Below are 23107 nucleotides of genomic sequence, written 5' to 3'. Positions count from 1 at the left end.
TTACTCCTTGTGGTAGGCGGTGACGCGCTCTACCTCTTCCTTCGAGCCAAGGATCACCGACACGCGCTGGTGCAGGCTTTCTGGCTTGATGTCGAGGATGCGATCGTAACCGTTGGTAGAGGCGCCGCCTGCCTGTTCGATGATGAACGACATCGGGTTGGCTTCGTACATCAGGCGCAGCTTGCCTGGCTTGCTTGGCTCGCGGGCGTCACGTGGGTACATGAACAGGCCGCCACGGGTCAGGATGCGGTGCACGTCGGCCACCATCGAGGCGATCCAGCGCATGTTGTAGTTCTTTTTCAGCGGGCCGGTTTCGCCGGCCAGCAGTTCGCCCACGTAGCGTTGTACCGGGGCTTCCCAGTGACGCTGGTTGGACATGTTGATGGCGAACTCGGCGGTGGTAGCCGGTACCTGGATGTTTTCGTGGGTCAGGACGAAGCTGCCCAGTTCGCGGTCCAGGGTGAAGCCCTTGACGCCGTTGCCCAGGGTCAGGATCAGCATGGTCTGCGGGCCGTAGATGGCGTAACCGGCGGCGACCTGCTCGGTGCCTGGCTGCAGGAAAGCTTCTTCGTTCAGGCTTTCGTTCTGGCTCAGGTACTGGTTAGGGCAACGCAGCACCGAGAAGATGGTGCCGACCGAGACGTTGACGTCGATGTTCGACGAACCGTCCAGTGGGTCGAAGACCAGCAGGTACGCGCCTTTCGGGTACTTGCCCGGGATCTGGTAGGCGTTGTCCATTTCTTCGGAAGCCATGCCGGCCAGGTGGCCGCCCCATTCGTTGGCTTCCAGCAGGATATCGTTGGAAATCACGTCCAGCTTCTTCTGGACTTCGCCCTGCACGTTTTCAGTGCCCATGCTGCCCAGCACGCCGCCGAGGGCGCCCTTGGACACGTGATGGCTGATTTCCTTGCACGCACGCGCCACCACTTCGATCAGGAAGCGCAGATCGGCAGGGGTATTGTTGCTGCGGGTCTGCTCAATCAGATAGCGACTCAGGGTAACGCGGGACATGTATGGCTCCGAAAGGATTGGGGGAGTAAAAACCCCCGCAGTTTACAGGGAGAGTGGCGGGCTAGCGAGCAATGAGACTCGCCACGGCTCTCAGACGGCACAATAGGTCGCTAGTTCAGCCTTCGCCAGGCCGGTGGTCCGGTAATGCGCCCGTTCGCGGGCACGCCCGCTTCCACAGGCACAGCGCAAGCCTTGAAGCTTGCGAGACACCTGTGGGAGCGGGCGTGCCAGCGAACGGCCTCACCTCAATCCAACGCCTTCCAGATCTCGGTGGCATATTCGCGAATGGTGCGGTCCGACGAGAACCAGCCCATCCGTGCCGTGTTCAACACCGCCATGCGCCACCACTCCTGCGGCGTGTGCCACAGTTCCTCGACCCGCCGCTGGGCATCCCAGTAGGCATCGAAGTCGGCACACACCAGGAAGCGGTCGTAGGCCACCAGGCCGTCGATCAACCCGGCGTAGCGTGAAGGGTCGTCTGGCGAGAACACACCGCTGCGAATGGCCTGCAGCACGTCGCTCAAGCGGTTGGAAGCGGCAATGGCGGCATTGGCACCAAAGTCACCGGCACGCTTGCGCGCCTCGACCTGCTGCGCGGTCAGGCCGAAGATGAACATGTTGTCGGCGCCTACCTGTTCGCACATTTCCACGTTGGCACCGTCCAGGGTGCCGATGGTCAGCGCACCGTTCAGGCCGAACTTCATGTTGCTGGTACCGGAGGCTTCATAACCGGCCGTGGAAATCTGCTCGGAAAGGTCTGCCGCCGGGATGATGCTTTCAGCCAGGCTGACGTTGTAGTTGGGCAGGAACACCACCTTGAGCAGGCCGCGCACGGTCGGGTCGTTGTTCACCACCCGGGCGATGTCGTTGGCCAGCTTGATGATCAGCTTGGCCTGGTGGTAGCTGGCCGCAGCCTTGCCGGCGAAGATCTTCACCCGCGGCACCCAGTTGGTGCCAGGGTCGTTGCGTATGGCCTGGTACAGTGCCACGGTGTGCAGCAGGTTGAGCAACTGGCGCTTGTACTCGTGGATCCGCTTGACCTGCACATCGAACAGCGCCTCGGGGTTCACCGTGACACCAATGCGGTCCTGGATGATGCTGGCCAGGGCGCGCTTGCTGTGCAGGCGCTGAGCGGCGAACTGCTTGCGGAAGCCCGCCTTGTCAGCAAATGGCACAAGGCCATCCAGAAGCCCTTCAGGGTCGTCCTTGAGCCCCGGCCCGAGCGCTTCGACCAGCATCTCGGTCAGCAGTGGGTTGGACTGGTACAGCCAGCGGCGGAAGGTAATGCCGTTGGTCTTGTTGTTGATTCGTTGCGGGTAGAGCTTGTGCAGCTCTGAGAACACAGTGCTCTTCATCAGCTTGCTGTGCAGCGCCGACACGCCGTTGACGCTGTGCGAGCCGAGGAACGCCAGGTTACCCATGCGCACCCGACGGCCGTTGTCTTCCTCGATCAGCGACACCGCGCGCAGCACGTCGAAATCGTGCATGCCTTTGGCCCGCAATGCGTCGATATGGTAGGCGTTGATCAGGTAGATGATCTGCATGTGCCGCGGCAGCATGCGCTCCATCAGGGCTACCGGCCAGGTTTCCAGGGCTTCGGGCAGCAGGGTGTGGTTGGTGTAGGCGAGCGTGCCAACGGTCAGCTCCCAGGCCTTGTCCCACGGCACCTCGTGCTGGTCCACCAGCAGCCGCATCAGCTCTGCCACGGCAATCGACGGGTGCGTGTCGTTGAGCTGGATGGCGGCTGCGTCGGGCAGGTTGAGCAAGTCCTTGTGCATGTTCAGGTGCCGGCGCAGCAAATCCTGCAACGAAGCCGACACGAAGAAGTACTCCTGGCGCAGGCGCAGTTCCTGCCCGGCCTCGGTGCTGTCGGCCGGGTACAGCACGCGGGAAATACTCTCGGCCCGCGCCACTTCGGCCACCGCCCCCAGGTGGTCACCGGCATTGAAGCGCTCCAGGTGCAGCTCTTCCAGCGCCCGTGCACGCCACAGGCGCAAGGTATTGACGCTGGACCCACGCCAGCCCACCACGGGCGTGTCGTAGGCCACCGCCCGCACCGTTTCGCCAGGCGACCAGACCTGGCGCTGGGTACCACTAGCGTCGTTCACGGTTTCGACACTACCGCCGAAGCTGATCGGGTAGATCACCTCGGCACGCTCGAACTCCCAAGGGTTACCGAAGTCCAGCCAGTTCTCGGTCTGTTCCTGCTGCCAGCCATCGACCACGGCCTGCCGGAACAACCCATGCTCGTAGCGGATGCCGTAACCATGGGCAGCGATGCCCAGGGTGGACATGCTTTCCATGAAGCACGCCGCCAGCCGTCCGAGGCCACCATTGCCCAGCGCGGCGTCGGGCTCGAGCAGGCGGATACGCTCCAGGTCCACATCCAGCCCTTGCAGCGCATCACGGGCGATGTCCAGCAGCCCAAGGTTGCTCAGGCTGTCGTACAGCAAACGCCCGATGAGGAACTCGAGGGAAAGGTAATAGACCCGCTTCTGGCTACGGCGGTAGGCCAGACGGGTATGGTCCATCCAGTGGTCGACCATGTGATCGCGAGCGGCCAGGGCAATGGCTTCGAACCAGTCGTGGTCGAACGCATGCTCCGGGTCCTTGCCGACCGCGTAGGTCAGCTTGTTCAGTACAGCGGCGCGAAATTCGGCCACCTCGGCGTCACGTGCTTCGGGTTCCTGGGACATGCGGCATCCTCTGGCAAGTTGACGAAAGCGGAGGGAGATTGATGAGACTAGCCCCTTCGACAGGGAGTGACAGTTACTGTTCGCAGTTTTCATGCCCACTTTGCCAATCCGGCAAAAGGTTGTTCATAAATTGAACAATTCCGGTATCATCGCGCGCCCCAAGACCGTGATCCACCCTATAAAGATGAAAACGACCCTGATCGCCGCGGCCGAAGTCGACCGCCTGGAGACCTGGCAGCGCTATACCAGCAACATGTGCCATGGCTGCCATTCGACCTGCTGCACCCTGCCGGTGGAGGTGAAGATCAAGGATCTGATCCGCATCGGCGTGGTAGACGAGTTCGAGAAAGACGAGCCGCCGAAGAACGTGGCCAAGCGCCTGCAAAAAGAAGGCATCATCGAGCGCTTCAACCAGAAGTCGGGAATCTTCACCCTGACCCGGATGAGCAACGATGACTGCATGTACCTGGATCGTAAGAGCCGGCTGTGCACCATTTATGACAAGCGCCCGGATACCTGCCGCAACCACCCCAAGGTCGGGCCGCGGCCAGGGTATTGCGCCTATAAGCCCAAGGTAGTCGGGCGCTGATCGTCAGCCTTCAAGGGCCTCTTCGCAGGCTTGCCCGCGCCCACAGGCTCTTCACAACATTCAGAACCCGTGCAGCACCTGTGGGAGCGGGCAAGCCCGCGAAGGGGCCAACGCAAATCCTGAAGGCATAAAAAAACGCCCCCGGCCTTTCGACCGGGGGCGTTTTCATTCAGCCAAAGCTAACTTAGCTGTTTTTGGCTTTCTTGGCAGCGCGGGTACGCTCGCTTTCGTCCAGGATCTTCTTGCGAAGACGGATGGACTTCGGCGTTACTTCGCACAGCTCGTCTTCCTGGATGTATTCCAGAGCCTGTTCCAGGGTGAAGCGAACTGGCGGAACCAGAGCGATGACTTCGTCTTTACCCGAAGCACGCATGTTGTCGAGCTTCTTGCCCTTGGTAGGGTTGACGCCCAGGTCGTTGTCGCGGCTGTTCTGGCCGATGATCTGACCGTTGTAGATCTCCTGACCGTGCTCGACAAACAGCTTGCCACGCGCCTGCAGGGTTTCCAGCGAGTAGGTCAGCGCCTTGCCGGTTTCGACCGAAACCAGTACGCCGTTCTGACGGCCGGACATGTGGCCGGACTTCACCGCGTCGTAGCGGTCGAAGATCGAGGTCAGGATGCCTGCACCGTTGGTCAGGGTCAGGAACTGGTTACGGAAACCGATCAGACCACGCGCCGGGATGTTGTATTCCAGGCGGACACGGCCCTTGCCATCCGGAACCATGTTGGTCAGGTCGCCTTTACGCAGACCCATTTCTTCCATCACCTTGCCCTGGGCTTCTTCAGGGATGTCGATGGTGACGTTCTCGAACGGCTCTTGCTTGACGCCGTCTACTTCACGAATGATTACTTCCGGGCGACCCAGGGCCAGCTCGAAGCCTTCGCGACGCATGGTTTCGATCAGTACCGACAGGTGCAGTTCGCCACGACCCGAGACCTTGAACTTGTCTGGGGAATCGGTTTCTTCAACGCGCAGGGCAACGTTGTACAGCAGCTCTTTGTCCAGACGGTCCTTGATGTTACGGCTGGTGACGAACTTGCCTTCCTTGCCGCAGAACGGCGAGTCGTTGACCTGGAAGGTCATCGAAACGGTTGGCTCGTCAACGGTCAGCGGCTTCATCGCCTCAACGGCAGTCGGGTCGCACAGGGTGTCGGAGATGAACAGCTCGTCGAAACCGCTGATGCAGACGATGTCGCCAGCCTGGGCTTCTTCAACGTCAACGCGGTGCAGGCCGTGGTGGCCCATCAGCTTGAGGATACGGCCGTTACGCTTCTTGCCGTCAGCGTCGATGGCAACAACCGGCGTGTTCGGCTTGATGCGACCACGGGCAATACGGCCAACGCCGATAACACCCAGGAAGCTGTTGTAGTCCAGTGCGGAGATCTGCATCTGGAACGGGCCGTCACGGTCAACAGCTGGCGCTGGAACGTGGTCGATGACAGCCTGGTACAGGGCAGTCATGTCTTCGCCCATTTCGGTGTGGTCCAGACCGGCAATGCCGTTCAGGGCCGAGGCGTAGACCACTTTGAAGTCCAGCTGCTCGTCGGTAGCGCCGAGGTTGTCGAACAGGTCGAAGATCTGGTCCAGAACCCAGTCAGGACGTGCGCCCGGACGGTCAACCTTGTTGATCACGACGATTGGCTTCAGGCCGGCTTCGAAGGCCTTCTTGGTCACGAAGCGGGTTTGCGGCATAGGGCCGTCTTGAGCGTCGACCAGCAGCAGCACGGAGTCGACCATCGACATTACACGCTCAACCTCGCCACCGAAGTCGGCGTGGCCGGGGGTGTCGACGATGTTGATGTGGTAGCCGTTCCAGTTGATGGCGGTGTTTTTCGCCAGAATGGTAATACCGCGCTCTTTTTCCTGGTCGTTGGAGTCCATGACGCGCTCGTCGTTGAGCTCGTTACGCTCCAGAGTGCCGGACTGACGCAGGAGTTTGTCGACCAGGGTGGTTTTACCATGGTCAACGTGGGCGATGATGGCGATGTTACGCAGATTTTCGATCACAAGTGTATCTCGATCAGAGGATTCGGTTGCCGCCAGTGTAGGCGGCCAATATGTACTGTTTAAGGCTCAGCGGGCCCGGCGGTCGGGAGGGCGATGGCGGATACTGCCGCCAAACAGCCCCGGCGTCTTATGTCGGACGATAAACACGCACATTGGCATGTCCCTCACTGAGCAGATGGTGTGCGTGCAAACGGCTCATCACACCCTTGTCGCAATACAGCAAGTACTGGCGCGTCGGATCCAGATGCTTGAACTTGCTGTTGATGGCATAAAACGGCATGGCCTGGACTTCGATACCTTCCAGCACCAGGGGTTCGTCTTCCTGGGCATCGGGGTGACGAATGTCGATGACGATCTGGCCCGACAGTGCCTCGGCCACTTCCTCGATTTCGACATCCTTGCCCAGCTCGTCGATCACATGGTCGATGGAGATCAGCTTGGCGCGCTCCAGGGCGCGCTCCAGCACGGCCATGTCGAACTGCTTTTCTTCATGCTCCATGCGGTGGCGCTTGGCGTGAGTGGTCGGGTTTACCGAAATCACGCCGCAGTATTCTGGCATGTGCTTGGCGAAGTCGGCGGTGCCGATTTCGTTGGCCTGGTCGATGATGTCCTGCTTGTGGCTGGCCAGCAAAGGGCGCAGCACCAGCTTGTCGGTGGCCGAGTCGATGATCGACAGGTTCGGCAGAGTCTGGCTGGACACCTGGGAAATGGCCTCGCCAGTTACCAGGGCGTCGATCTCCAGGCGGTCAGCCATGTGCGCGGCGCCGCGCAGCATCATGCGCTTGAGGGTCACGCCCATGTAGCTGTTATCGACCTTGTTGAGGATCTCGCCGACCACTTCTTCGAACGGCACGCTGATGAACAGCACGCGCTGGCTGCTGCCGTACTTCTTCCACAGGTAGTGGGCCACTTCCATCACGCCCAGCTCGTGGGCACGGCCGCCGAGGTTGAAGAAGCAGAAGTGGGTCATCAGGCCACGGCGCATCATCTGGTAGGCCGCCACGGTGGAGTCGAAGCCACCGGACATCAGCACCAGGGTCTGCTCCAGGGCGCCCAGCGGGTAGCCGCCGATGCCCTGGTGCTGGTTGTGGATCACGTACAGGCGCTGGTTGCGGATTTCGATGCGCACCAGAACTTCAGGCTTCTTCAGCTCGATGCCGGCGGCGCCACACTGCTGGCGCAGCTGGCTGCCGACGTAACGGTCGACGTCCATCGAGGTGAAGTCATGGTGGCCACCGCGCTTGCAGCGCACGGCGAAGTGCTTGCCGGCCAGCAGGTGGCCGAAGTGGTGCTTGCACTTGGCAACGATGTCGTCGAAGTCACCCAGCGGGTATTCCTCAACCTGCAGGAAGTGGGTGATACCCGGTGTGCAGGTGAGGCGCTCGATGATCTCGCGCTGGACCTTTTCGTCCTCGATGCGGGTGACCACTTCGAGATTGTCCCAGACACCATCGACCGCGAGCTCAGGATCGAGGTCCTTGAGCACGTTGCGGATGTTCTTGGCGAGCTGGCGGATGAAGCGCTTGCGCACCGGCCGGCTCTTGATGGTGATTTCTGGGAAGACTTTGACGATAAGTTTCATTGGTTAACAGCGCGCGCAGGGCCTGCCGAAAATGTGGGGCGCGAATTATAGCGGAAACTGCTCAGGATTTGACCAACTTTTGTACAGAAGGTTGGATTTATATTGCCTGTACTGGCCTCATCGCCGGCAAGCCTGCTGCCACAGGACTTCGGCAGGCCTCAAGATCTGCGCCCTCTCTGTGGGAGCCGGCTTGCCGGCGATGAGGCCCTTAAAGGAAGCACCCAACCCAACCAATGCACCCTATTGGTGCGTTGATGCCAAAAACCGCATCGTAAGGGTGCACTTTTCCCCGCCAACCCGCCGCCAAATGCCCGCAAACGCCTGCTTTTATCCTACCCTCGCCATTTTCGGGCACTGGCATGCAATTTGCTCCCTTGTGAGGCAGGTAAGCTTGGCCGACTATCCGCGCCCGGCAACACCCTTTTTCCAGGGCAGCGGCCCACCGCGCTCTAGACCCTCCGGAGGACAACATGTCGAAGTCGGTTCAACTCATCAAAGATCATGACGTCAAGTGGATTGATCTGCGTTTCACGGACACCAAAGGCATTCAGCACCACGTGACCATGCCGTCGCGTGATGCGCTGGACGAAGACTTCTTCGAAGTCGGCAAGATGTTCGACGGTTCCTCCATTGCTGGCTGGAAAGGCATCGAAGCTTCCGACATGATCCTGATGCCGGTTGACGACACTGCCGTCCTGGACCCGTTCACCGAAGAACCTACCCTGATCATCACCTGCGACATCGTCGACCCGTCGAGCATGCAGGGCTACGATCGCGACCCACGTGCGATCGCCAAGCGCGCCGAAGAGTACCTGAAGAGCACCGGCATCGGTGACACCGTATTCGCAGGCCCGGAGCCAGAGTTCTTCATCTTCGACGAAGTGAAGTTCCACTCGGACATCTCCGGTTCGATGTTCAAGATCTTCTCCGAGCAAGGCTCGTGGATGACCGGCGCTGACGTGGAAGGCGGCAACAAAGGCCACCGTCCAGGCGTGAAAGGCGGCTACTTCCCGGTTCCGCCGTTCGACCACGACCACGAAATCCGTACTGCCATGTGCAACGCACTGGAAGAAATGGGCCAGACCGTTGAAGTTCACCACCACGAAGTGGCGACTGCCGGCCAGAACGAAATCGGCGTCAAGTTCAACACCCTGGTGAAGAAAGCTGACGAAGTACAAGCCCTGAAATACGTCGTGCACAACGTTGCCGACGCTTACGGCCGTACCGCTACCTTCATGCCGAAGCCACTTTACGGCGACAACGGCTCGGGCATGCACGTGCACATGTCGATCTGGAAAGACGGCAAGAACACCTTCTCGGGTGAAGGCTATGCCGGCCTGTCCGACACCGCCCTGTACTTCATCGGCGGTATCATCAAGCACGGTAAGGCCCTGAACGGTTTCACCAACCCGTCGACCAACTCCTACAAGCGTCTGGTCCCAGGCTTCGAAGCCCCGGTAATGCTGGCCTACTCGGCTCGCAACCGTTCCGCCTCGATCCGTATTCCTTACGTCGGCAGCCCGAAAGCCCGCCGTATCGAAGCACGCTTCCCGGACCCATCGGCCAACCCGTACCTGGCCTTCGCGGCCCTGCTGATGGCTGGCCTGGACGGCATCCAGAACAAGATCCACCCAGGCGATGCTGCCGACAAGAACCTGTACGACCTGCCACCAGAAGAGGCCAAGGACATTCCGCAAGTGTGCGGCAGCCTGAAAGAAGCCCTGGAAGAGCTGGACAAAGGCCGTGCGTTCCTGACCAAGGGCGGCGTGTTCTCCGATGACTTCATCGATGCCTTCATCGAGCTGAAGTCGGAAGAAGAGATCAAGGTCCGTACCTTCGTGCACCCGCTGGAATACGAGCTGTACTACAGCTGCTGATCTGATCGGCGCCTCGCGCCGGTAAAATGATCACGACGGCCTCCTTCGGGAGGCCGTTTTCGTTTGCGCCCCACGCAGAACCCTCGCCACTCACGCTATGCTCTATCTTGGTGCAATATTGAATGCAGTGCCCCGAATTGCTCCCCAATCTGGTTCACATTAAACGTTTCACCAAGACATTCTGATCCGAATTTGCGCAGATCCAGGCCTTTATCGGCAAATCCCGCTTCTTTTCGGAGCTTTGGTTTGTTTCTTGCATTTTTCTGTGGAGAGACTGGCATCAGCAGATGCACCCCGAGCCCGGACCTGGCCAAAGAAGTGCCAGGCAAGCGCCAAAAGAGGTCAACGACGCCTTATGACCATCAGCGATGCGCAGCACCGTCTGCTTCTGGACAACCTGACTACCGCCACGTTGCTGCTCAACGCCGAGCTGCGCCTGGAGTACATGAATCCGGCCGCGGAAATGCTACTGGCCGTCAGTGGTCAACGTAGCCATGGGCAGTTCATCAGCGAGCTGTTTACCGAATCGACCGAAGCGCTCAGTTCGTTGCGCCAGGCGGTGGAGCAGGCGCACCCGTTCACCAAGCGTGAAGCGCAGCTCACCTCGCTGACCGGGCAGACCATTACCGTCGACTACGCGGTAACCCCCATCCTCAACCAGGGCCAGACCCTGTTGTTGCTGGAGGTGCACCCGCGCGACCGGCTGCTGCGCATCACCAAGGAAGAGGCCCAGCTGAGCAAGCAGGAAACCACCAAGATGCTGGTGCGCGGCCTGGCCCACGAAATCAAGAACCCCCTCGGCGGCATTCGCGGCGCAGCCCAGTTGCTGGCCCGCGAGCTACCCGAGGAAGGCCTGCGCGACTACACCAATGTGATCATCGAAGAGGCCGACCGCCTGCGCAACCTGGTCGACCGCATGCTCGGTTCGAACAAGCTGCCGTCGCTGGCCATGACCAACATCCACGAAGTGCTGGAGCGGGTCTGCAGCCTGGTCGATGCCGAAAGCCAGGGCTGCATCACTTTGGTGCGCGATTACGACCCAAGCCTGCCGGACGTGCTGATCGACCGCGAGCAGATGATCCAGGCCGTACTCAACATCGTGCGCAATGCCATGCAGGCGATCAGTTCGCAGAACGAACTGCGCCTGGGCCGCATCACCCTGCGCAGCCGCGCCTTGCGCCAGTTCACCATCGGCCATGTACGCCACCGCCTGGTCGCGCGGGTGGAGATCATCGATAACGGCCCGGGCATTCCGCCGGAACTGCAAGACACCCTCTTCTATCCCATGGTCAGCGGCCGCCCGGACGGTACCGGGCTGGGCCTGGCCATTACCCAGAACATCATCAGCCAGCACCAGGGCCTGATCGAGTGTGAAAGCCACGCAGGCCACACCGCCTTCTCGATCTACCTGCCCCTGGAACAAGGAGCCACCGCCTCATGAGCCGAAGTGAAACCGTATGGATCGTCGACGATGATCGCTCCATCCGCTGGGTCCTGGAAAAAGCCCTGCAACAAGAAGGCATGACCACCCAGAGCTTCGACAGCGCAGATGGCGTGATGGGCCGCCTGGCACGCCAGCAGCCGGATGTGATCATTTCCGATATCCGCATGCCGGGCGCCAGCGGCCTCGACCTGCTGGCACAGATCCGCGAGCACCACCCGCGCCTGCCGGTCATCATCATGACCGCCCATTCCGACCTCGACAGCGCCGTGGCGTCGTACCAGGGCGGTGCTTTCGAGTACCTGCCCAAGCCGTTCGATGTGGACGAAGCCGTCTCGCTGGTCAAGCGCGCCAACCAGCACGCCCAGGAGCAACAAGGCCTGGATGTGCCGCAGAACCTGGCGCGCACACCGGAAATCATCGGCGAAGCCCCGGCGATGCAGGAGGTGTTCCGCGCCATCGGCCGCCTCAGCCATTCCAACATCACCGTACTGATCAACGGCGAGTCCGGTACCGGCAAAGAGCTGGTCGCCCACGCCTTGCACCGTCACAGCCCGCGTGCAGCGTCGCCGTTCATTGCCCTGAACATGGCGGCCATCCCCAAGGATTTGATGGAGTCCGAGCTGTTCGGCCATGAGAAAGGTGCTTTCACCGGTGCTGCCAACCTGCGCCGGGGCCGCTTCGAACAGGCGGATGGCGGCACCTTGTTCCTCGACGAAATCGGTGACATGCCCGCCGACACCCAGACCCGCCTGCTGCGGGTGCTGGCCGATGGCGAGTTCTACCGCGTTGGCGGCCATGTGCCGGTCAAGGTCGACGTGCGCATCATCGCTGCGACCCACCAGAACCTGGAGTCGCTGGTGCAGGCGGGCAAGTTCCGTGAGGACTTGTTCCACCGCCTGAACGTGATCCGCATCCACATTCCGCGGCTGGCCGACCGCCGCGAGGACATCCCTGCCCTCGCCCGCCACTTCCTCGCCCGCGCCGCGCAAGAGCTGGCAGTCGAGCCGAAGATCCTCAAGCCGGAAACCGAAGAGTTCATCCGCAACCTGCCGTGGCCAGGCAACGTGCGGCAAATGGAAAACACCTGCCGCTGGATCACCGTGATGGCCTCCAGCCGCGAGGTGCTGATCGGCGACCTGCCGCCCGAGCTGCTGAACCTGCCACAGGATGCCGCACCGGTCACCAACTGGGAGCAGGCCCTGCGCCAGTGGGCCGACCAGGCGCTGGCACGCGGGCAGTCGAACCTGCTGGACAGCGCGGTGCCGAGTTTTGAACGGATCATGATCGAGACGGCGCTCAAGCACACCGCAGGACGGCGCCGGGATGCGGCGCTGTTGCTGGGCTGGGGGCGTAATACCTTGACGCGCAAGATCAAGGAGCTGGGCATGAATGTGGCGGGTGGGGATGACGAGGAAGGGGACGAGCACTGACTTATCGGTAAACCCGTAATCTCCCGGGGCTGCTTTGCAGCCCTTTCGCGGCACAAGGCCGCTCCTACAGGGGTTCGCGTTCTCCTTTAGGAGCGGCCTTGTGCCGCGAAAGGGCCGCAAAGCGGCCCCAGCTATTTCAGCCCCGATGCACCGATCCTGTGCCCAATGCACCTCCGGAAGGCACAAACCCCCTCAAAACCCGGCCAAATCCCCCTCAAAGCCCAACATTCACGGGCTTTGCAAAACTGGCACGCCCCCTGCAATAGCTAATACATACCCAGTTTCGGGGGCCCTGGTACAGGCAGGCCGGGTGAACCCCTCTTTTATTCGCAGCACCGCCCGTTTTGGGGACCTCGGTACAGGCAGGCCGGGTCATCCCCCCTTTATACGCAGTAACCCCTTTTGGGGACCCTGGTACAGGCAGGCCGGGATATCCCCTCTTTTATTCGTGCAGTTTCACCTGCACCCGCCAACGCCCATCGTCCTCTGCACCGGCCCACTCGCCGTGCAGGGGACGCGCGGCAATCACAGTCAGCAGCAACCCTTCGTCACTGTTCTGCACCCGCCAACTGACCGGTTTGCCTTGCAGGCTCAATTGCCCGTGCTGGCTCTTGCCCTGGGCCTGGAACAGCAGCGCAACCGTACCTTCCACATTCTCGCCATGCAGCTCGGGTTCTTCGTTGAACCACAACGTCAGGCCATCCTGCATCACCTCCACCTGCTGGAGCTCACGCTCGTCGGGCGCGGTCAGGCGGCCAATCATCAGCCCTACCATCAAACCGACAATCGCCAGTGACAGCATTACCCGAGGGAAGGCCTTCGAACGCACGTCCGGTTCAGGAGTAGAATGCCCGTCATCTTCACGCTTGGAGCCGTGCATGTTTCACGTCATCCTTTTTCAACCAGAAATTCCGCCGAATACCGGCAACATCATTCGCCTGTGCGCCAACAGCGGCTGCGACCTGCACCTGATCGAACCCATCAGCTTCGAACTGGATGACAAGCGCCTGCGTCGCGCGGGGCTGGATTACCATGAGTATGCCACGCTCAAGCGCCATGAGAGCCTGGCCGGATGCCTGGAAAGCCTCGGTAATCCAAGGCTGTTCGCCTTTACCACCAAGGGCTCGCACCCGTTCCATGAAGTGGCCTATCAGCCGGGCGACGCCTTTCTGTTCGGGCCAGAAAGCCGCGGTTTGCCGGCCGAGGTTCTCGACAGCCTGCCGGCCGAACAGCGTCTGCGCCTGCCGATGCGGCCGGGGTGCCGTAGCCTGAACCTGTCCAATACCGTGGCGGTGACGGTGTATGAGGCCTGGCGGCAAAACGGGTTTGCCGGGAGCTGATTTCTTACCTGCAAGGGCCTTTTCGCGGGCTCGCCCGCTCCCACATTGAAATGTGTACGCCAATCCGTAGGGGGAGCGGGCAACAAAAAAGCGCCCCGAGAGGCGCTTTCTTGATACCGGCAGTGATTACTGTACGGTCGGCACTTCGCCGGCTTCCTGCATGCGCTGCATTTCTTGCGCGTACAGGGCGTCGAAGTTGACCGGCGACAGCATCAGGGCCGGGAACGAACCACGGGTCACCAGGCTGTCCAGGGTCTCGCGGGCGTACGGGAACAGGATGTTCGGGCAGAACGCACCCAGGGTGTGGCTCATCGAAGCCGCATCCAGGTTGGCGATCAGGAAGATACCGGCCTGCTGCACTTCAGCAATGAAAGCCACTTCGTCACCGTTCTTGACGGTTACCGACAGGGTCAACACCACTTCGTGGAAGTCACCTTCCAGGGCTTTCTGCTTGGTGTTCAGGTCCAGCGCAACGCTCGGCTCCCAGGTCTGACGGAAGATCTGCGGGCTTTTCGGGGCCTCGAACGACAGGTCGCGCACATAGATGCGCTGCAGGGAGAACTGAGGGCTGTTGTCTTCTGCAGCAGCGCCGTTGGTCTGTTGGTCAGTCATGGCAGGTCCTTATCCTAATGTTTTTGAATGCAGTGCAAATCAGGCCGCCAGCAGCGCGTCGAGCTTGCCGGCGCGCTCCAGGGCATAAAGGTCATCGCATCCACCGACATGGGTGCTGCCGATCCAGATCTGCGGCACCGACGTACGGCCAGCCTTCTGGCTCATCTCGGCACGAACCTGCGGCTTGCCGTCGACCTTGATTTCCTCGAAGGCCACGCCCTTGCTCTCGAGCAGGTACTTGGCGCGCATGCAGTAGGGGCAGTAGTCGCTGGAATAGACGATGACGGGCTTCATATCACTTCACCAGGGGCAGGTTATCGGCTTTCCAGCTGGAAACGCCACCGCTCAGTTTGGCGGCGGTGTAACCAGCCTTGAGCAGTTCGCGGCAGTGGGTGCCGGACTGCTGGCCCATCGCGTCGACGACGATCAGGGTCTTCTCTTTGTGCTTGTCCAGCTCGCTCATGCGGGCGGCCAGCTTGTCCTGCGGAATGTTGATCGCACCGACGATGTGGCCGGCGGCGTATTCCTTGGCAGTACGGATGTCGATGACCAGGCCCTTGTCGGCATTGACCAGGGCGGTCAGTTGGCCATTGCTCAGGCTCTGGCCGCCGCGGCGGATTTCATTGAGCAGCAGCAGGACCAGCAGAACAACGAAGATCGCAACCAGGATGTAGTGATCTGTCGCGAATTGAATCAGGTGAGCAACCATCAGCGGTGTTCCAGGCGATTGAAAATGCCGGCCAGTATACACAGCCCCCCAGTACCACCAAAGCCCGACGGGCCGGCCGCAAAGGTACCTTCATGTTGCCGCATGGGCCGCGCTGGTCAGGGAACAGGACGAATATTCGCCGCAGGTGGCGTATTTGCCCTAAAATGCGTGTCTTTATCATCTTTGAACAACCGTGAGTTTGATTGATGACGAGCACGCCCAAACCCCTGGTCCTGATTATCCTGGATGGCTTCGGCCACAGCGAAATCCCCGAACACAACGCTATCTTTGCCGCCAAAACGCCGGTCTATGATCGCCTGCGCGCCACCCAGCCGCATGGCCTCATTTCCGGCTCGGGCATGGATGTCGGCCTGCCGGACGGGCAGATGGGCAACTCCGAAGTCGGTCACATGAACCTGGGGGCCGGCCGCGTCGTCTACCAGGACTTCACCCGCGTCACCAAAGCCATCCGCGATGGCGAGTTCTTCGAGAACCCGGTGCTCACCTCTGCCGTGGACAAGGCCGCCAGTGCCGGCAAGGCCGTGCACATCCTCGGCCTGCTGTCCGATGGTGGCGTGCACAGCCACCAGGACCACCTGGTGGCCATGGCCGAACTGGCTGCGCAGCGCGGTGCAGAAAAAATCTACCTGCACGCCTTCCTCGACGGCCGCGACACCCCGCCACGCAGCGCACAGTCGTCCATCGAACTGCTCGACGGCACGTTCGCCAAGCTGGGCAAGGGCCGCATCGCCACCCTGATCGGCCGCTACTATGCCATGGACCGCGACAACCGCTGGGACCGTGTCAGTGCCGCCTACAACCTGATCGTCGACAGCGCCGCCGAGTACACCGCCGACACCGCCCAGGCCGGCCTGGAAGCGGCCTACGCCCGTGACGAAAGCGACGAGTTCGTCAAAGCCACGCGCATTGGTGAAGCGGTCAAGGTTGAAGATGGCGATGCCGTGATCTTCATGAACTTCCGCGCCGACCGCGCCCGCGAACTGTCGCGTGCGTTCGTCGAAGCCGACTTCAACGAGTTCCCGCGTGCCCGCCTGCCAAAACTGGCGGCCTACATCGGCCTGACCCAGTACTCGGCCAAGATCCCCGCCCCCGCAGCCTTTGCACCGTCCAGCCTGAACAATGTGCTGGGCGAGTACCTGGCCAAGAACGGCAAGACCCAGCTGCGCATCGCCGAGACCGAGAAGTACGCTCACGTTACCTTCTTCTTCTCGGGCGGGCGTGAAGAGCCGTTCGAAGGCGAAGAACGCATCCTGATCCCGTCGCCAAAGGTTGCCACCTACGACCTGCAGCCGGAAATGAACGCGCCAGAAGTGACCGACCGCATTGTCGAAGCCATCGAGCAGCAGCGGTACGACGTGATCGTGGTCAACTACGCCAACGGCGACATGGTCGGCCACACGGGCGTGTTCGAGGCGGCGGTCAAGGCGGTCGAAGCGCTGGATACCTGTGTAGGGCGCATTGTCGAAGCGCTGGACAAGGTGGACGGCGAAGCGCTGATCACCGCCGATCACGGCAACGTCGAGCAAATGGAAGACGAATGCACCGGCCAGGCGCACACCGCGCACACCACCGAGCCGGTACCGTTCATCTACGTGGGCAAGCGCAACGTCAAGGTACGCGATGGCGGCGTGCTGGCCGACGTGGCGCCGACCATGCTGAAGCTGCTGGGGCTGGAAAAGCCGGTGGAAATGACCGGTACGTCGATCCTGGTCGACGCCTGATTCGGTGTATCGGGGCCGCTTCGCGACCCTTCGCGGGCGCGCCCGCTCCCACAGAACCGGCTGCACTCGCTGCTTTTGTGGGAGCGGGCATGCCTGCGAAGGGCCGCGAAGCGGCCCCAATTGCACATGAATTCCAGACCAACGCCCCCCTGCTCCCGCAGCGAGGCGTTTTTTTTGCCCGCCCGGGCGGGCATACTAGGCCAGTCTCCATCCTTGGTACGCCAAACCCCATGCTTCGCGCCCTGATCCTCCTAGCCCTGTCTTGCCTGCTCAGCCCGGCCTTCGCCGATGAGCGTGCGCAGACCCAGCAGCAACTGGACGCCACCCGCCAGGACATTGCCGAGCTCAAGAAGACGCTGGGCAAGCTCCAGGAAGAAAAGGCCGGTGTGCAAAAGGACCTCAAAGCCACCGAGACCGACATCGGCAATCTCGAAAAACAGGTGGAGGTTCTACAGCAAGAGCTAAAAAAGACCGAGGGCGATCTGGAGCGCCTTGAAACCGAGAAAAAAAAACTCCAGAGCGCCCGCGTTGAACAACAGCGACTGATCGCCATTCAGGCCCGGTCGGCCTACCAGAACAACGGCCGCGAGGAGTACCTCAAGCTGCTGCTCAACCAGCAGAACCCCGAGAAGTTCGCGCGCACCCTCACCTACTACGATTACCTGAGCAAGGCGCGCGTGGAGCAATTGCGCACCTTCAACGAGACCTTGCGCCAGCTGGCCAACGTCGAGCAGGACATTGCCGGCCAGCAGCAACAGTTGCTGGCCCAGCGCGCCGACCTCGACAGCCGCCGCCAGGCTCTGGAAGCCGAGCGAGGCAAGCGCCAGCAGGTGCTGGCCAAGCTCAATGGCGACATGAAGGACCGCGACCAGAAATTGCAGGCCCGCGAGCAGGACCAGGCCGACCTGGCCAAAGTCCTCAAGACCATCGAGGAAACCCTGGCCCGACAGGCCCGCGAAGCTGAAGAGGCGCGCAAGAAAGCCTTGCTGGCCCAGCAGGAAGCGGAAAAACGCCGCCAGCAGGAGGCCCTGGCCGCTGCCGCTGCCCGCGAACGGGCCCAGGCACCTGTGGAGCCCGTGGAGCCACCGAAAAAGGCTCGTACCACCCTCGGCCCGATGGTTTCCACCGACGGTGCAAGCTACGGCGGCGCATTTTCTTCGGCGCGGGGAAAACTTCCATGGCCCGTGAACGGTCGATTGCTGGCACGCTTCGGTGATGCCCGCGGCAGCGACGCCCGTGCAAAGTGGGACGGGGTGATGATCAGCGCCAACCCGGGCACCCAGGTACGTGCGGTGCACGGCGGGCGCGTGGTGTTCGCCGACTGGTTGCGCGGCGCCGGGCTTCTGGTCATTCTCGACCATGGCAACGGTTACCTGAGCCTGTACGGCCACAACCAGAGCCTGCTCAAGAGCGCCGGTGATATCGTCAAGGCCGGTGAAGCCATTTCCACCGTTGGCGACAGCGGTGGCCAGGACGCGGCAGGCTTGTACTTCGCCATCCGCCAGCAGGGTCGGCCTACCGACCCTTCGCAGTGGTGCCGGGGCTAGTCAAATTTCTACGGCGTAGCCTGAATGCTGCGCCGATGCTCCCCACGGAGCGCTTACAGGATCAGGAGTTCGTTCGACATGCTGCACTCGCCTCGTCTCACCCAGCTGGCCCTGTCCATCGCCCTGGCGGTCGGCGCGCCCCTGGCCACCGCCGCAGAGCCGGCCAAGGCCGCCGCAGTGCCAGCCACCGAGGTGACCGCCAAGGCACCGCTGCCGCTGGAAGAGCTGCGCACCTTCGCCGAGGTCATGGACCGCATCAAGGCTGCCTACGTCGAACCGGTGGATGACAAGACCCTGCTGGAAAACGCCATCAAGGGCATGCTCAGCAACCTTGACCCGCACTCCGCCTACCTCGGCCCCGAGGACTTCCAGGAGCTGCAGGAAAGCACCAGCGGCGAGTTCGGTGGGCTAGGCATCGAAGTGGGCCAGGAAGACGGCTTCATCAAGGTGGTCTCGCCCATCGACGACACCCCGGCTTCGCGTGCCGGTGTGCAGGCGGGCGACCTGATCGTCAAGATCAACGGCGCCCCGACCCGTGGCCAGACCATGACCGAAGCGGTCGACAAGATGCGCGGCAAGATCGGCGAGAAGATCACCCTGACCCTGGTGCGCGACGGCGGCAATCCGTTCGACGTGACGCTGGCCCGCGCGGTCATCCAGGTCAAGAGCGTGAAGAGCCAGTTGCTGGAGAACGACTACGGCTACATCCGCATCACCCAGTTCCAGGTCAAGACCGGCGACGAAGTGGGCAAGGCGCTGGCCAAGCTGCGCAAGGACAACGGCAAGAAGTTGCGCGGGGTAGTGCTGGACCTGCGCAACAACCCGGGCGGCGTGCTGCAGTCGGCGGTAGAAGTGGCCGACCACTTCCTGACCAAGGGCCTGATCGTCTACACCAAGGGCCGCATCGCCAACTCCGAACTGCGCTTCTCGGCCGACCCGGCCGACGCCAGCGAAGGCGTACCACTGGTGGTGCTGATCAACGGCGGCAGTGCCTCGGCCTCCGAGATCGTCGCCGGTGCCCTGCAGGACCAGAAGCGCGCCGTGCTGATGGGTACCGACAGCTTCGGCAAAGGCTCGGTGCAGACCGTGCTGCCGCTGGCCAACGACCGCGCCCTGAAACTCACTACCGCGCTGTACTACACCCCCAACGGCCGCTCGATCCAGGCCCAGGGCATCGTGCCGGACATCGAAGTGCGCCCCGCCAAGCTCACCGCCGAAGTCGACACCGAAAACTTCAAGGAAGCCGACCTGCAGGGCCACCTGGGCAACGGCAACGGCGGCGCCGACCGCCCGACCGGCAGCAGCAAGCGCAAGGAACGCCCGCAGGACGATGATTTCCAGCTGAGCCAGGCCCTGAGCCTGCTCAAAGGGCTGAACATCACCTCGGGCAAATGATCCACACGATGCGTTACCTGCTGTGTCTGCTGTTCTGCCTGTTGGCCGGGGTCGCGCAAGCGGCGCCGGCCGGCAAGGCCTACATGAGCATCATCATCGACGACCTGGGCCAGAGCCCCGACCGTGACAGCCGAACGCTTGCCCTGCCTGGGCCGGTGACCATGGCGATCATGCCCGACACCCCGCACGCCAGCGACTTCGCCCGCCAAGCCCACAAGGCGGGCAAGACGGTGATCCTGCACATGCCCATGGACCCGGCCACCGGGCCCTATGCCTGGCACCCGGGCATCGCCATCGACGAACTGGCCCGCCGCCTGGAGGCGGCCTTGGCGAAGGTGCCCTACGCCGCCGGCATCAACAACCACATGGGCAGCCGCATGACGGCACAGCGCCAACCGATGGCCTGGTTGATGGGTGAACTGCAGCAACGCCACCTGTTCTTCGTCGACAGCCGCACCAGCGCCGCCACCGTGGCCGCAGCCGAGGCCCAGCGCATCGGCCTGGCCCACGTTTCGCGGGATGTGTTCCTCGACGATGTGCGCACAACCGAGGCGATCACAGGGCAGTTGCAGCAAGGCATCGCCCTGGCGCGCAAGCAAGGGTCTGCAGTATTGATCGGGCATCCTTACCCACAAACCCTCGAAGTGCTGGAACGGGCACTGCCACAGCTCAAGGCCCAGGGCATCGAACTGATCAGGCTCAGCCAGATGATCGCCGTGCGCAGCAACCAGGCGATGCCTGGGCATGGCAAGAATGGCCGCTACACCAATCGCTGAGAAGCTGGGGCTGCTTTGCAGCCCTTCGCGGGCACGCCCGCTCCCACAAGATTGTCACAGGGCCTGAAGCCTGCGCGATCCCTGTGGGAGCGGGCATGCCCGCGAAGGGCCGCAAAGCGGCCCCAATAAAAAAAACCCCGCTAAGTGAGCGGGGTTTTCTTTTGCATCAACAGCAATCAGCTGTACACACGCCCCAGCAACTGGCGGTGGCTTTCGAACTGATCCAGCACATCACGCACGATCTGCTCCGGCGCAAAGCCCATCAGGTCATACTCCTGGCTGCCGTCGTGCAGGTACACCTCGGCGCGGTAGTAGCGCTGACGCACTTCCGGTTCGCCTTCAACCGGCGCCTCGCTCGGCGCGGCCATGTAGCCGTCCAGGCTCACTTCGTAAACGAACGGGTTGCCCTCGTCCATCATCACCCGCAGGCCCATCATGTTGCGCGACTGGCCAACGCGGGTTTCGACCTCGAAGCCCAGGGTCTGCAACTGCGCGGCCGCTTCTTTCAGCGCCGGGCTGACCTGCTTGTCCATGAAGCGCTGCACCACAGCCTGGGTCGGTTGCAGCTCCAGCTGGGTCAGGCGCTCGCTGAAACCGCGACGGCCACGGGCGGCCAGCTCGGCGCGTTCGCTTTCTACTGCAACGTCCTGCTTCATGGCCTTGTACAGGCCGAACATGAACAGCACCAGCACCACCGAGAACGGCAGGCCCGCCAGCACGACCATGGTCTGCATGGCTTCGAAGTTGCCGGCAAACAGCAGGCCGATGGTGACCAGGGTGATGACCACCGACCAGAACACCACCATCCAGTGCGGGGCGTCTTCGTCGACCTTGCCGCCTTTGCACGACAGGTTGGCCATCATCACCGCACCGGAGTCGGCCGGGGTAAGGAACAGCACAAAGCCGACAAATACCGCCACACCAATCACGATCTTCGCCGCCGGGAAGTATTCCAGCAGCTGGTAGATCGACATTGACGGCTGTTCCAGCGCGGTCTTGCCCAGCTCCACCGCCCCCTGGTTGATCACCAGGTCCAGTGCGGTGTTGCCGAAGATCGACAGCCAGGCCAAGGTGAACCCCAGCGGGATCAACAGCACACCGCTGACCAGTTGGCGCACGGTACGGCCCTTGGAGATACGGGCAATGAACATACCGACGAACGGGCCCCAGGAGATCCACCAGGCCCAGTAGAACACGGTCCACAGGCCCAGCCAGCGCTCGGACTTGCCGGCTTCGCCTTCGTACACGTACAGGTCGAAGGTTTTCAGGACGATGCCATTGAGGTAGTCGCCAACGTTCTGCACAAAGCCGTTGAACAGGTGCAGGGTGTTGCCCGCCAGCAGCACGAAGAGCAGCAGGCCGCTGAACAGCAGGATGTTCAGGTTGGACAGCCGGCGAATGCCGTTTTCCACGCCCGATACCGCTGCCACGGTGGCCACGCCGGCCATGACCAGGATCACCACCAACAGGTTGGTCTGGCTGTGCTCCATGCCGAACAGGTACTCAAGGCCCGAGGACACCTGCATCGAGCCGATCCCCAGGTTGGTCACTAGGCCCAGCAGGGTCACGAACATGCCGAAGATGTCCACCGCGTTGCCGGCAGCACCCTTGACCCAACGCTCACCCACCAGCGGGTACAGCGCCGAGCGCAGTGCCAGCGGCTGGTTGTGACGGTAGGCAAAGTAACCCACGGCCAGGCCGACCAGGGCGTAGATCGCCCAGCCATGCAGGCCCCAGTGCAGGAAGGTCAGCTGCAGGCCCTGGCGCGCAGCTTCGAGGCTGGCCGGGGTACCTTCCGGTGGGTTGAAGTAGTGGTCCAGCGGCTCGGAAGCGCCGAAGTAGAGCAGCGAGATGCCGATGCCGGAAGAGAACAGCATGCCGGCCCAGGCGCCGTAGCTGAAGTCAGGCTGGTCGTCCTTGCCACCCAGCTTGAGCTTGCCGTAATCGGAGAAGGCCAGGTAGACGACGAACAGCAGGTAACCACAGATCACCAGCATGTAGTACCAGCCAAAGGTACGCGTCAGCCATTTCTGGGCCACGCCCAGCACCTGGCCGGCAGTATCGGGTACAGCGATCAGCAAGGCAGTCAGAACAAGGATCATCAGCGCGGAGGTGAAGAACACTACGCGGTTGACCCGTACCCTCTCGGCGGGGGGCTTGGTAAGTGAGGCAGAACTCATTGCACGAATGCTCCGGGCAGTACGGCTTTGTGGAGGCTAATCATTCTTTCCCGAGCAATTGGTGGAATATCCCCACTGCGTCAGGTGTTATAAAAGCACCCTGGAAACCGTGATCCCGAATCGATACGTTGCAAAAAAACAGACAGGTGGCCTGCTGTAAATGCCCACG

At 61.9% G+C, this 23107-nt stretch carries 18 protein-coding genes; 9 read left to right on the top strand and 9 right to left on the bottom strand.

Translation table 11 applies throughout. The features are described 5' to 3' along the window. Together E8E78_RS24785 and E8E78_RS24780 are read right to left on the bottom strand one after the other, a co-directional pair. Complete coding sequence (locus E8E78_RS24785) at nucleotides 1–1011, bottom strand: class 1 fructose-bisphosphatase (RefSeq protein WP_012274595.1); 1011 nt, start codon at nucleotides 1009–1011, stop codon at nucleotides 1–3. 245 nt (nucleotides 1012–1256) lie between these two features. Beyond that, the gene (locus E8E78_RS24780) at nucleotides 1257–3707 is read right to left on the bottom strand and encodes a glycogen/starch/alpha-glucan phosphorylase (RefSeq protein ID WP_049274726.1); all 2451 of its coding nucleotides are present in this window, start codon (nucleotides 3705–3707) and stop codon (nucleotides 1257–1259) included. 184 nt (nucleotides 3708–3891) lie between these two features. On the opposite strand from E8E78_RS24780, the gene E8E78_RS24775 reads away from it, so the two are divergent. Next, nucleotides 3892–4296: a YkgJ family cysteine cluster protein gene (locus tag E8E78_RS24775; RefSeq protein ID WP_003249225.1), complete on the top strand. Its 405-nt coding sequence runs from the start codon at nucleotides 3892–3894 to the stop codon at nucleotides 4294–4296. Nucleotides 4297–4480: 184 nt separating this feature from the next. Here E8E78_RS24775 and typA read toward each other — a convergent pair whose 3' ends face one another. Both typA and thiI read right to left on the bottom strand, forming a co-directional pair. Continuing rightward, a complete protein-coding gene (gene typA / locus E8E78_RS24770; protein WP_016502013.1) occupies nucleotides 4481–6304 on the bottom strand; it encodes a translational GTPase TypA in 1824 nt (607 codons plus the stop codon). A 127-nt stretch (nucleotides 6305–6431) separates the two neighbouring features. After that, nucleotides 6432–7886 (bottom strand): tRNA uracil 4-sulfurtransferase ThiI, encoded by a 1455-nt coding sequence (gene thiI, locus E8E78_RS24765; protein WP_016502014.1) that lies wholly within the window; start codon nucleotides 7884–7886, stop codon nucleotides 6432–6434. A 470-nt stretch (nucleotides 7887–8356) separates the two neighbouring features. Between thiI and glnA the strand changes: the two genes are divergently transcribed. From glnA to ntrC, 3 genes are all read left to right on the top strand, one after another. Further along, nucleotides 8357–9763, top strand: a complete 1407-nt coding sequence (glnA, locus tag E8E78_RS24760; protein ID WP_016489592.1) for a type I glutamate--ammonia ligase — start codon at nucleotides 8357–8359, stop codon at nucleotides 9761–9763. A gap of 355 nt (nucleotides 9764–10118) precedes the next feature. Continuing rightward, entirely contained in the window at nucleotides 10119–11204 is a 1086-nt protein-coding gene (glnL, locus tag E8E78_RS24755; RefSeq protein WP_016489593.1) for a nitrogen regulation protein NR(II), read from the top strand. After that, a complete protein-coding gene (gene ntrC / locus E8E78_RS24750; protein ID WP_016489594.1) occupies nucleotides 11201–12637 on the top strand; it encodes a nitrogen regulation protein NR(I) in 1437 nt (478 codons plus the stop codon). The genes glnL and ntrC overlap by 4 nt, the downstream gene beginning before the upstream one ends. A gap of 442 nt (nucleotides 12638–13079) precedes the next feature. Here the strand turns inward: ntrC and E8E78_RS24745 are convergent, their stop codons facing one another. Beyond that, a complete protein-coding gene (locus tag E8E78_RS24745; protein WP_049274586.1) occupies nucleotides 13080–13517 on the bottom strand; it encodes a hypothetical protein in 438 nt (145 codons plus the stop codon). Here E8E78_RS24745 and trmL point away from each other — a divergent pair. Continuing rightward, the gene (trmL, locus tag E8E78_RS24740; protein ID WP_013974580.1) at nucleotides 13516–13977 is read left to right on the top strand and encodes a tRNA (uridine(34)/cytosine(34)/5-carboxymethylaminomethyluridine(34)-2'-O)-methyltransferase TrmL; all 462 of its coding nucleotides are present in this window, start codon (nucleotides 13516–13518) and stop codon (nucleotides 13975–13977) included. The genes E8E78_RS24745 and trmL overlap by 2 nt on opposite strands. Nucleotides 13978–14103: 126 nt before the next feature. Here the strand turns inward: trmL and secB are convergent, their stop codons facing one another. From secB to E8E78_RS24725, 3 genes are read right to left on the bottom strand one after another with little or no spacing between them, the layout of a single operon-like run. Then, nucleotides 14104–14589, bottom strand: a complete 486-nt coding sequence (secB, locus tag E8E78_RS24735; protein WP_016489596.1) for a protein-export chaperone SecB — start codon at nucleotides 14587–14589, stop codon at nucleotides 14104–14106. 39 nt (nucleotides 14590–14628) lie between these two features. Then, on the bottom strand, nucleotides 14629–14883 hold the full coding sequence (gene grxC / locus E8E78_RS24730; protein WP_003249204.1) for a glutaredoxin 3: 255 nt from the start codon (nucleotides 14881–14883) through the stop codon (nucleotides 14629–14631). 1 nt (nucleotide 14884) lies between these two features. Continuing rightward, nucleotides 14885–15298 (bottom strand): rhodanese-like domain-containing protein, encoded by a 414-nt coding sequence (locus E8E78_RS24725; RefSeq protein WP_016502017.1) that lies wholly within the window; start codon nucleotides 15296–15298, stop codon nucleotides 14885–14887. Nucleotides 15299–15504: 206 nt separating this feature from the next. Between E8E78_RS24725 and gpmI the strand changes: the two genes are divergently transcribed. The 4 genes from gpmI to E8E78_RS24705 all read left to right on the top strand — a co-directional run bounded on the left by gpmI (nucleotide 15505) and on the right by E8E78_RS24705 (nucleotide 20758). Next, nucleotides 15505–17040 (top strand): 2,3-bisphosphoglycerate-independent phosphoglycerate mutase, encoded by a 1536-nt coding sequence (gene gpmI, locus E8E78_RS24720; RefSeq protein WP_049274587.1) that lies wholly within the window; start codon nucleotides 15505–15507, stop codon nucleotides 17038–17040. A gap of 230 nt (nucleotides 17041–17270) precedes the next feature. Continuing rightward, nucleotides 17271–18587, top strand: a complete 1317-nt coding sequence (locus E8E78_RS24715) for a murein hydrolase activator EnvC (protein WP_280314802.1) — start codon at nucleotides 17271–17273, stop codon at nucleotides 18585–18587. Between the two features lie 78 nt (nucleotides 18588–18665). Next, nucleotides 18666–19982 carry a S41 family peptidase gene (locus E8E78_RS24710; RefSeq protein WP_016502020.1) on the top strand — a complete coding sequence of 439 codons (1317 nt, stop codon included), beginning with the start codon at nucleotides 18666–18668 and terminating at the stop codon, nucleotides 19980–19982. A gap of 8 nt (nucleotides 19983–19990) precedes the next feature. Next, nucleotides 19991–20758, top strand: coding sequence for a divergent polysaccharide deacetylase family protein (locus E8E78_RS24705; protein ID WP_049277797.1), 768 nt, complete (start codon nucleotides 19991–19993; stop codon nucleotides 20756–20758). Between the two features lie 176 nt (nucleotides 20759–20934). Here E8E78_RS24705 and E8E78_RS24700 read toward each other — a convergent pair whose 3' ends face one another. Then, nucleotides 20935–22881: a BCCT family transporter gene (locus E8E78_RS24700; RefSeq protein WP_229609090.1), complete on the bottom strand. Its 1947-nt coding sequence runs from the start codon at nucleotides 22879–22881 to the stop codon at nucleotides 20935–20937. Nucleotides 22882–23107 lie beyond the last annotated feature (226 nt).

This window comes from Pseudomonas sp. BN505 (assembly GCF_029873175.1).
Lineage (GTDB): Bacteria > Pseudomonadota > Gammaproteobacteria > Pseudomonadales > Pseudomonadaceae > Aquipseudomonas > Aquipseudomonas putida.
Note: the sequence above shows the minus strand (reverse complement) of the source record. Positions and strands in the feature narration are given on the sequence as shown.

What these genes read in the sequence shown, in the direction of transcription:
- E8E78_RS24775 (WP_003249225.1), top strand. Translation starts at nt 3,892, where the DNA reads ATGAAAACGACCCTGATCGCCGCGGCCGAAGTCGACCGCCTGGAGACC.
- trmL (WP_013974580.1), top strand. Translation starts at nt 13,516, where the DNA reads ATGTTTCACGTCATCCTTTTTCAACCAGAAATTCCGCCGAATACCGGC.
- E8E78_RS24780 (WP_049274726.1), bottom strand. Translation starts at nt 3,707, where the DNA reads ATGTCCCAGGAACCCGAAGCACGTGACGCCGAGGTGGCCGAATTTCGC.
- E8E78_RS24725 (WP_016502017.1), bottom strand. Translation starts at nt 15,298, where the DNA reads ATGGTTGCTCACCTGATTCAATTCGCGACAGATCACTACATCCTGGTT.
- glnA (WP_016489592.1), top strand. Translation starts at nt 8,357, where the DNA reads ATGTCGAAGTCGGTTCAACTCATCAAAGATCATGACGTCAAGTGGATT.
- E8E78_RS24785 (WP_012274595.1), bottom strand. Translation starts at nt 1,011, where the DNA reads ATGTCCCGCGTTACCCTGAGTCGCTATCTGATTGAGCAGACCCGCAGC.
- E8E78_RS24715 (WP_280314802.1), top strand. Translation starts at nt 17,271, where the DNA reads ATGCTTCGCGCCCTGATCCTCCTAGCCCTGTCTTGCCTGCTCAGCCCG.
- thiI (WP_016502014.1), bottom strand. Translation starts at nt 7,886, where the DNA reads ATGAAACTTATCGTCAAAGTCTTCCCAGAAATCACCATCAAGAGCCGG.
- E8E78_RS24705 (WP_049277797.1), top strand. Translation starts at nt 19,991, where the DNA reads ATGCGTTACCTGCTGTGTCTGCTGTTCTGCCTGTTGGCCGGGGTCGCG.
- ntrC (WP_016489594.1), top strand. Translation starts at nt 11,201, where the DNA reads ATGAGCCGAAGTGAAACCGTATGGATCGTCGACGATGATCGCTCCATC.
- E8E78_RS24745 (WP_049274586.1), bottom strand. Translation starts at nt 13,517, where the DNA reads ATGCACGGCTCCAAGCGTGAAGATGACGGGCATTCTACTCCTGAACCG.
- grxC (WP_003249204.1), bottom strand. Translation starts at nt 14,883, where the DNA reads ATGAAGCCCGTCATCGTCTATTCCAGCGACTACTGCCCCTACTGCATG.
- secB (WP_016489596.1), bottom strand. Translation starts at nt 14,589, where the DNA reads ATGACTGACCAACAGACCAACGGCGCTGCTGCAGAAGACAACAGCCCT.
- glnL (WP_016489593.1), top strand. Translation starts at nt 10,119, where the DNA reads ATGACCATCAGCGATGCGCAGCACCGTCTGCTTCTGGACAACCTGACT.
- gpmI (WP_049274587.1), top strand. Translation starts at nt 15,505, where the DNA reads ATGACGAGCACGCCCAAACCCCTGGTCCTGATTATCCTGGATGGCTTC.
- E8E78_RS24710 (WP_016502020.1), top strand. Translation starts at nt 18,666, where the DNA reads ATGCTGCACTCGCCTCGTCTCACCCAGCTGGCCCTGTCCATCGCCCTG.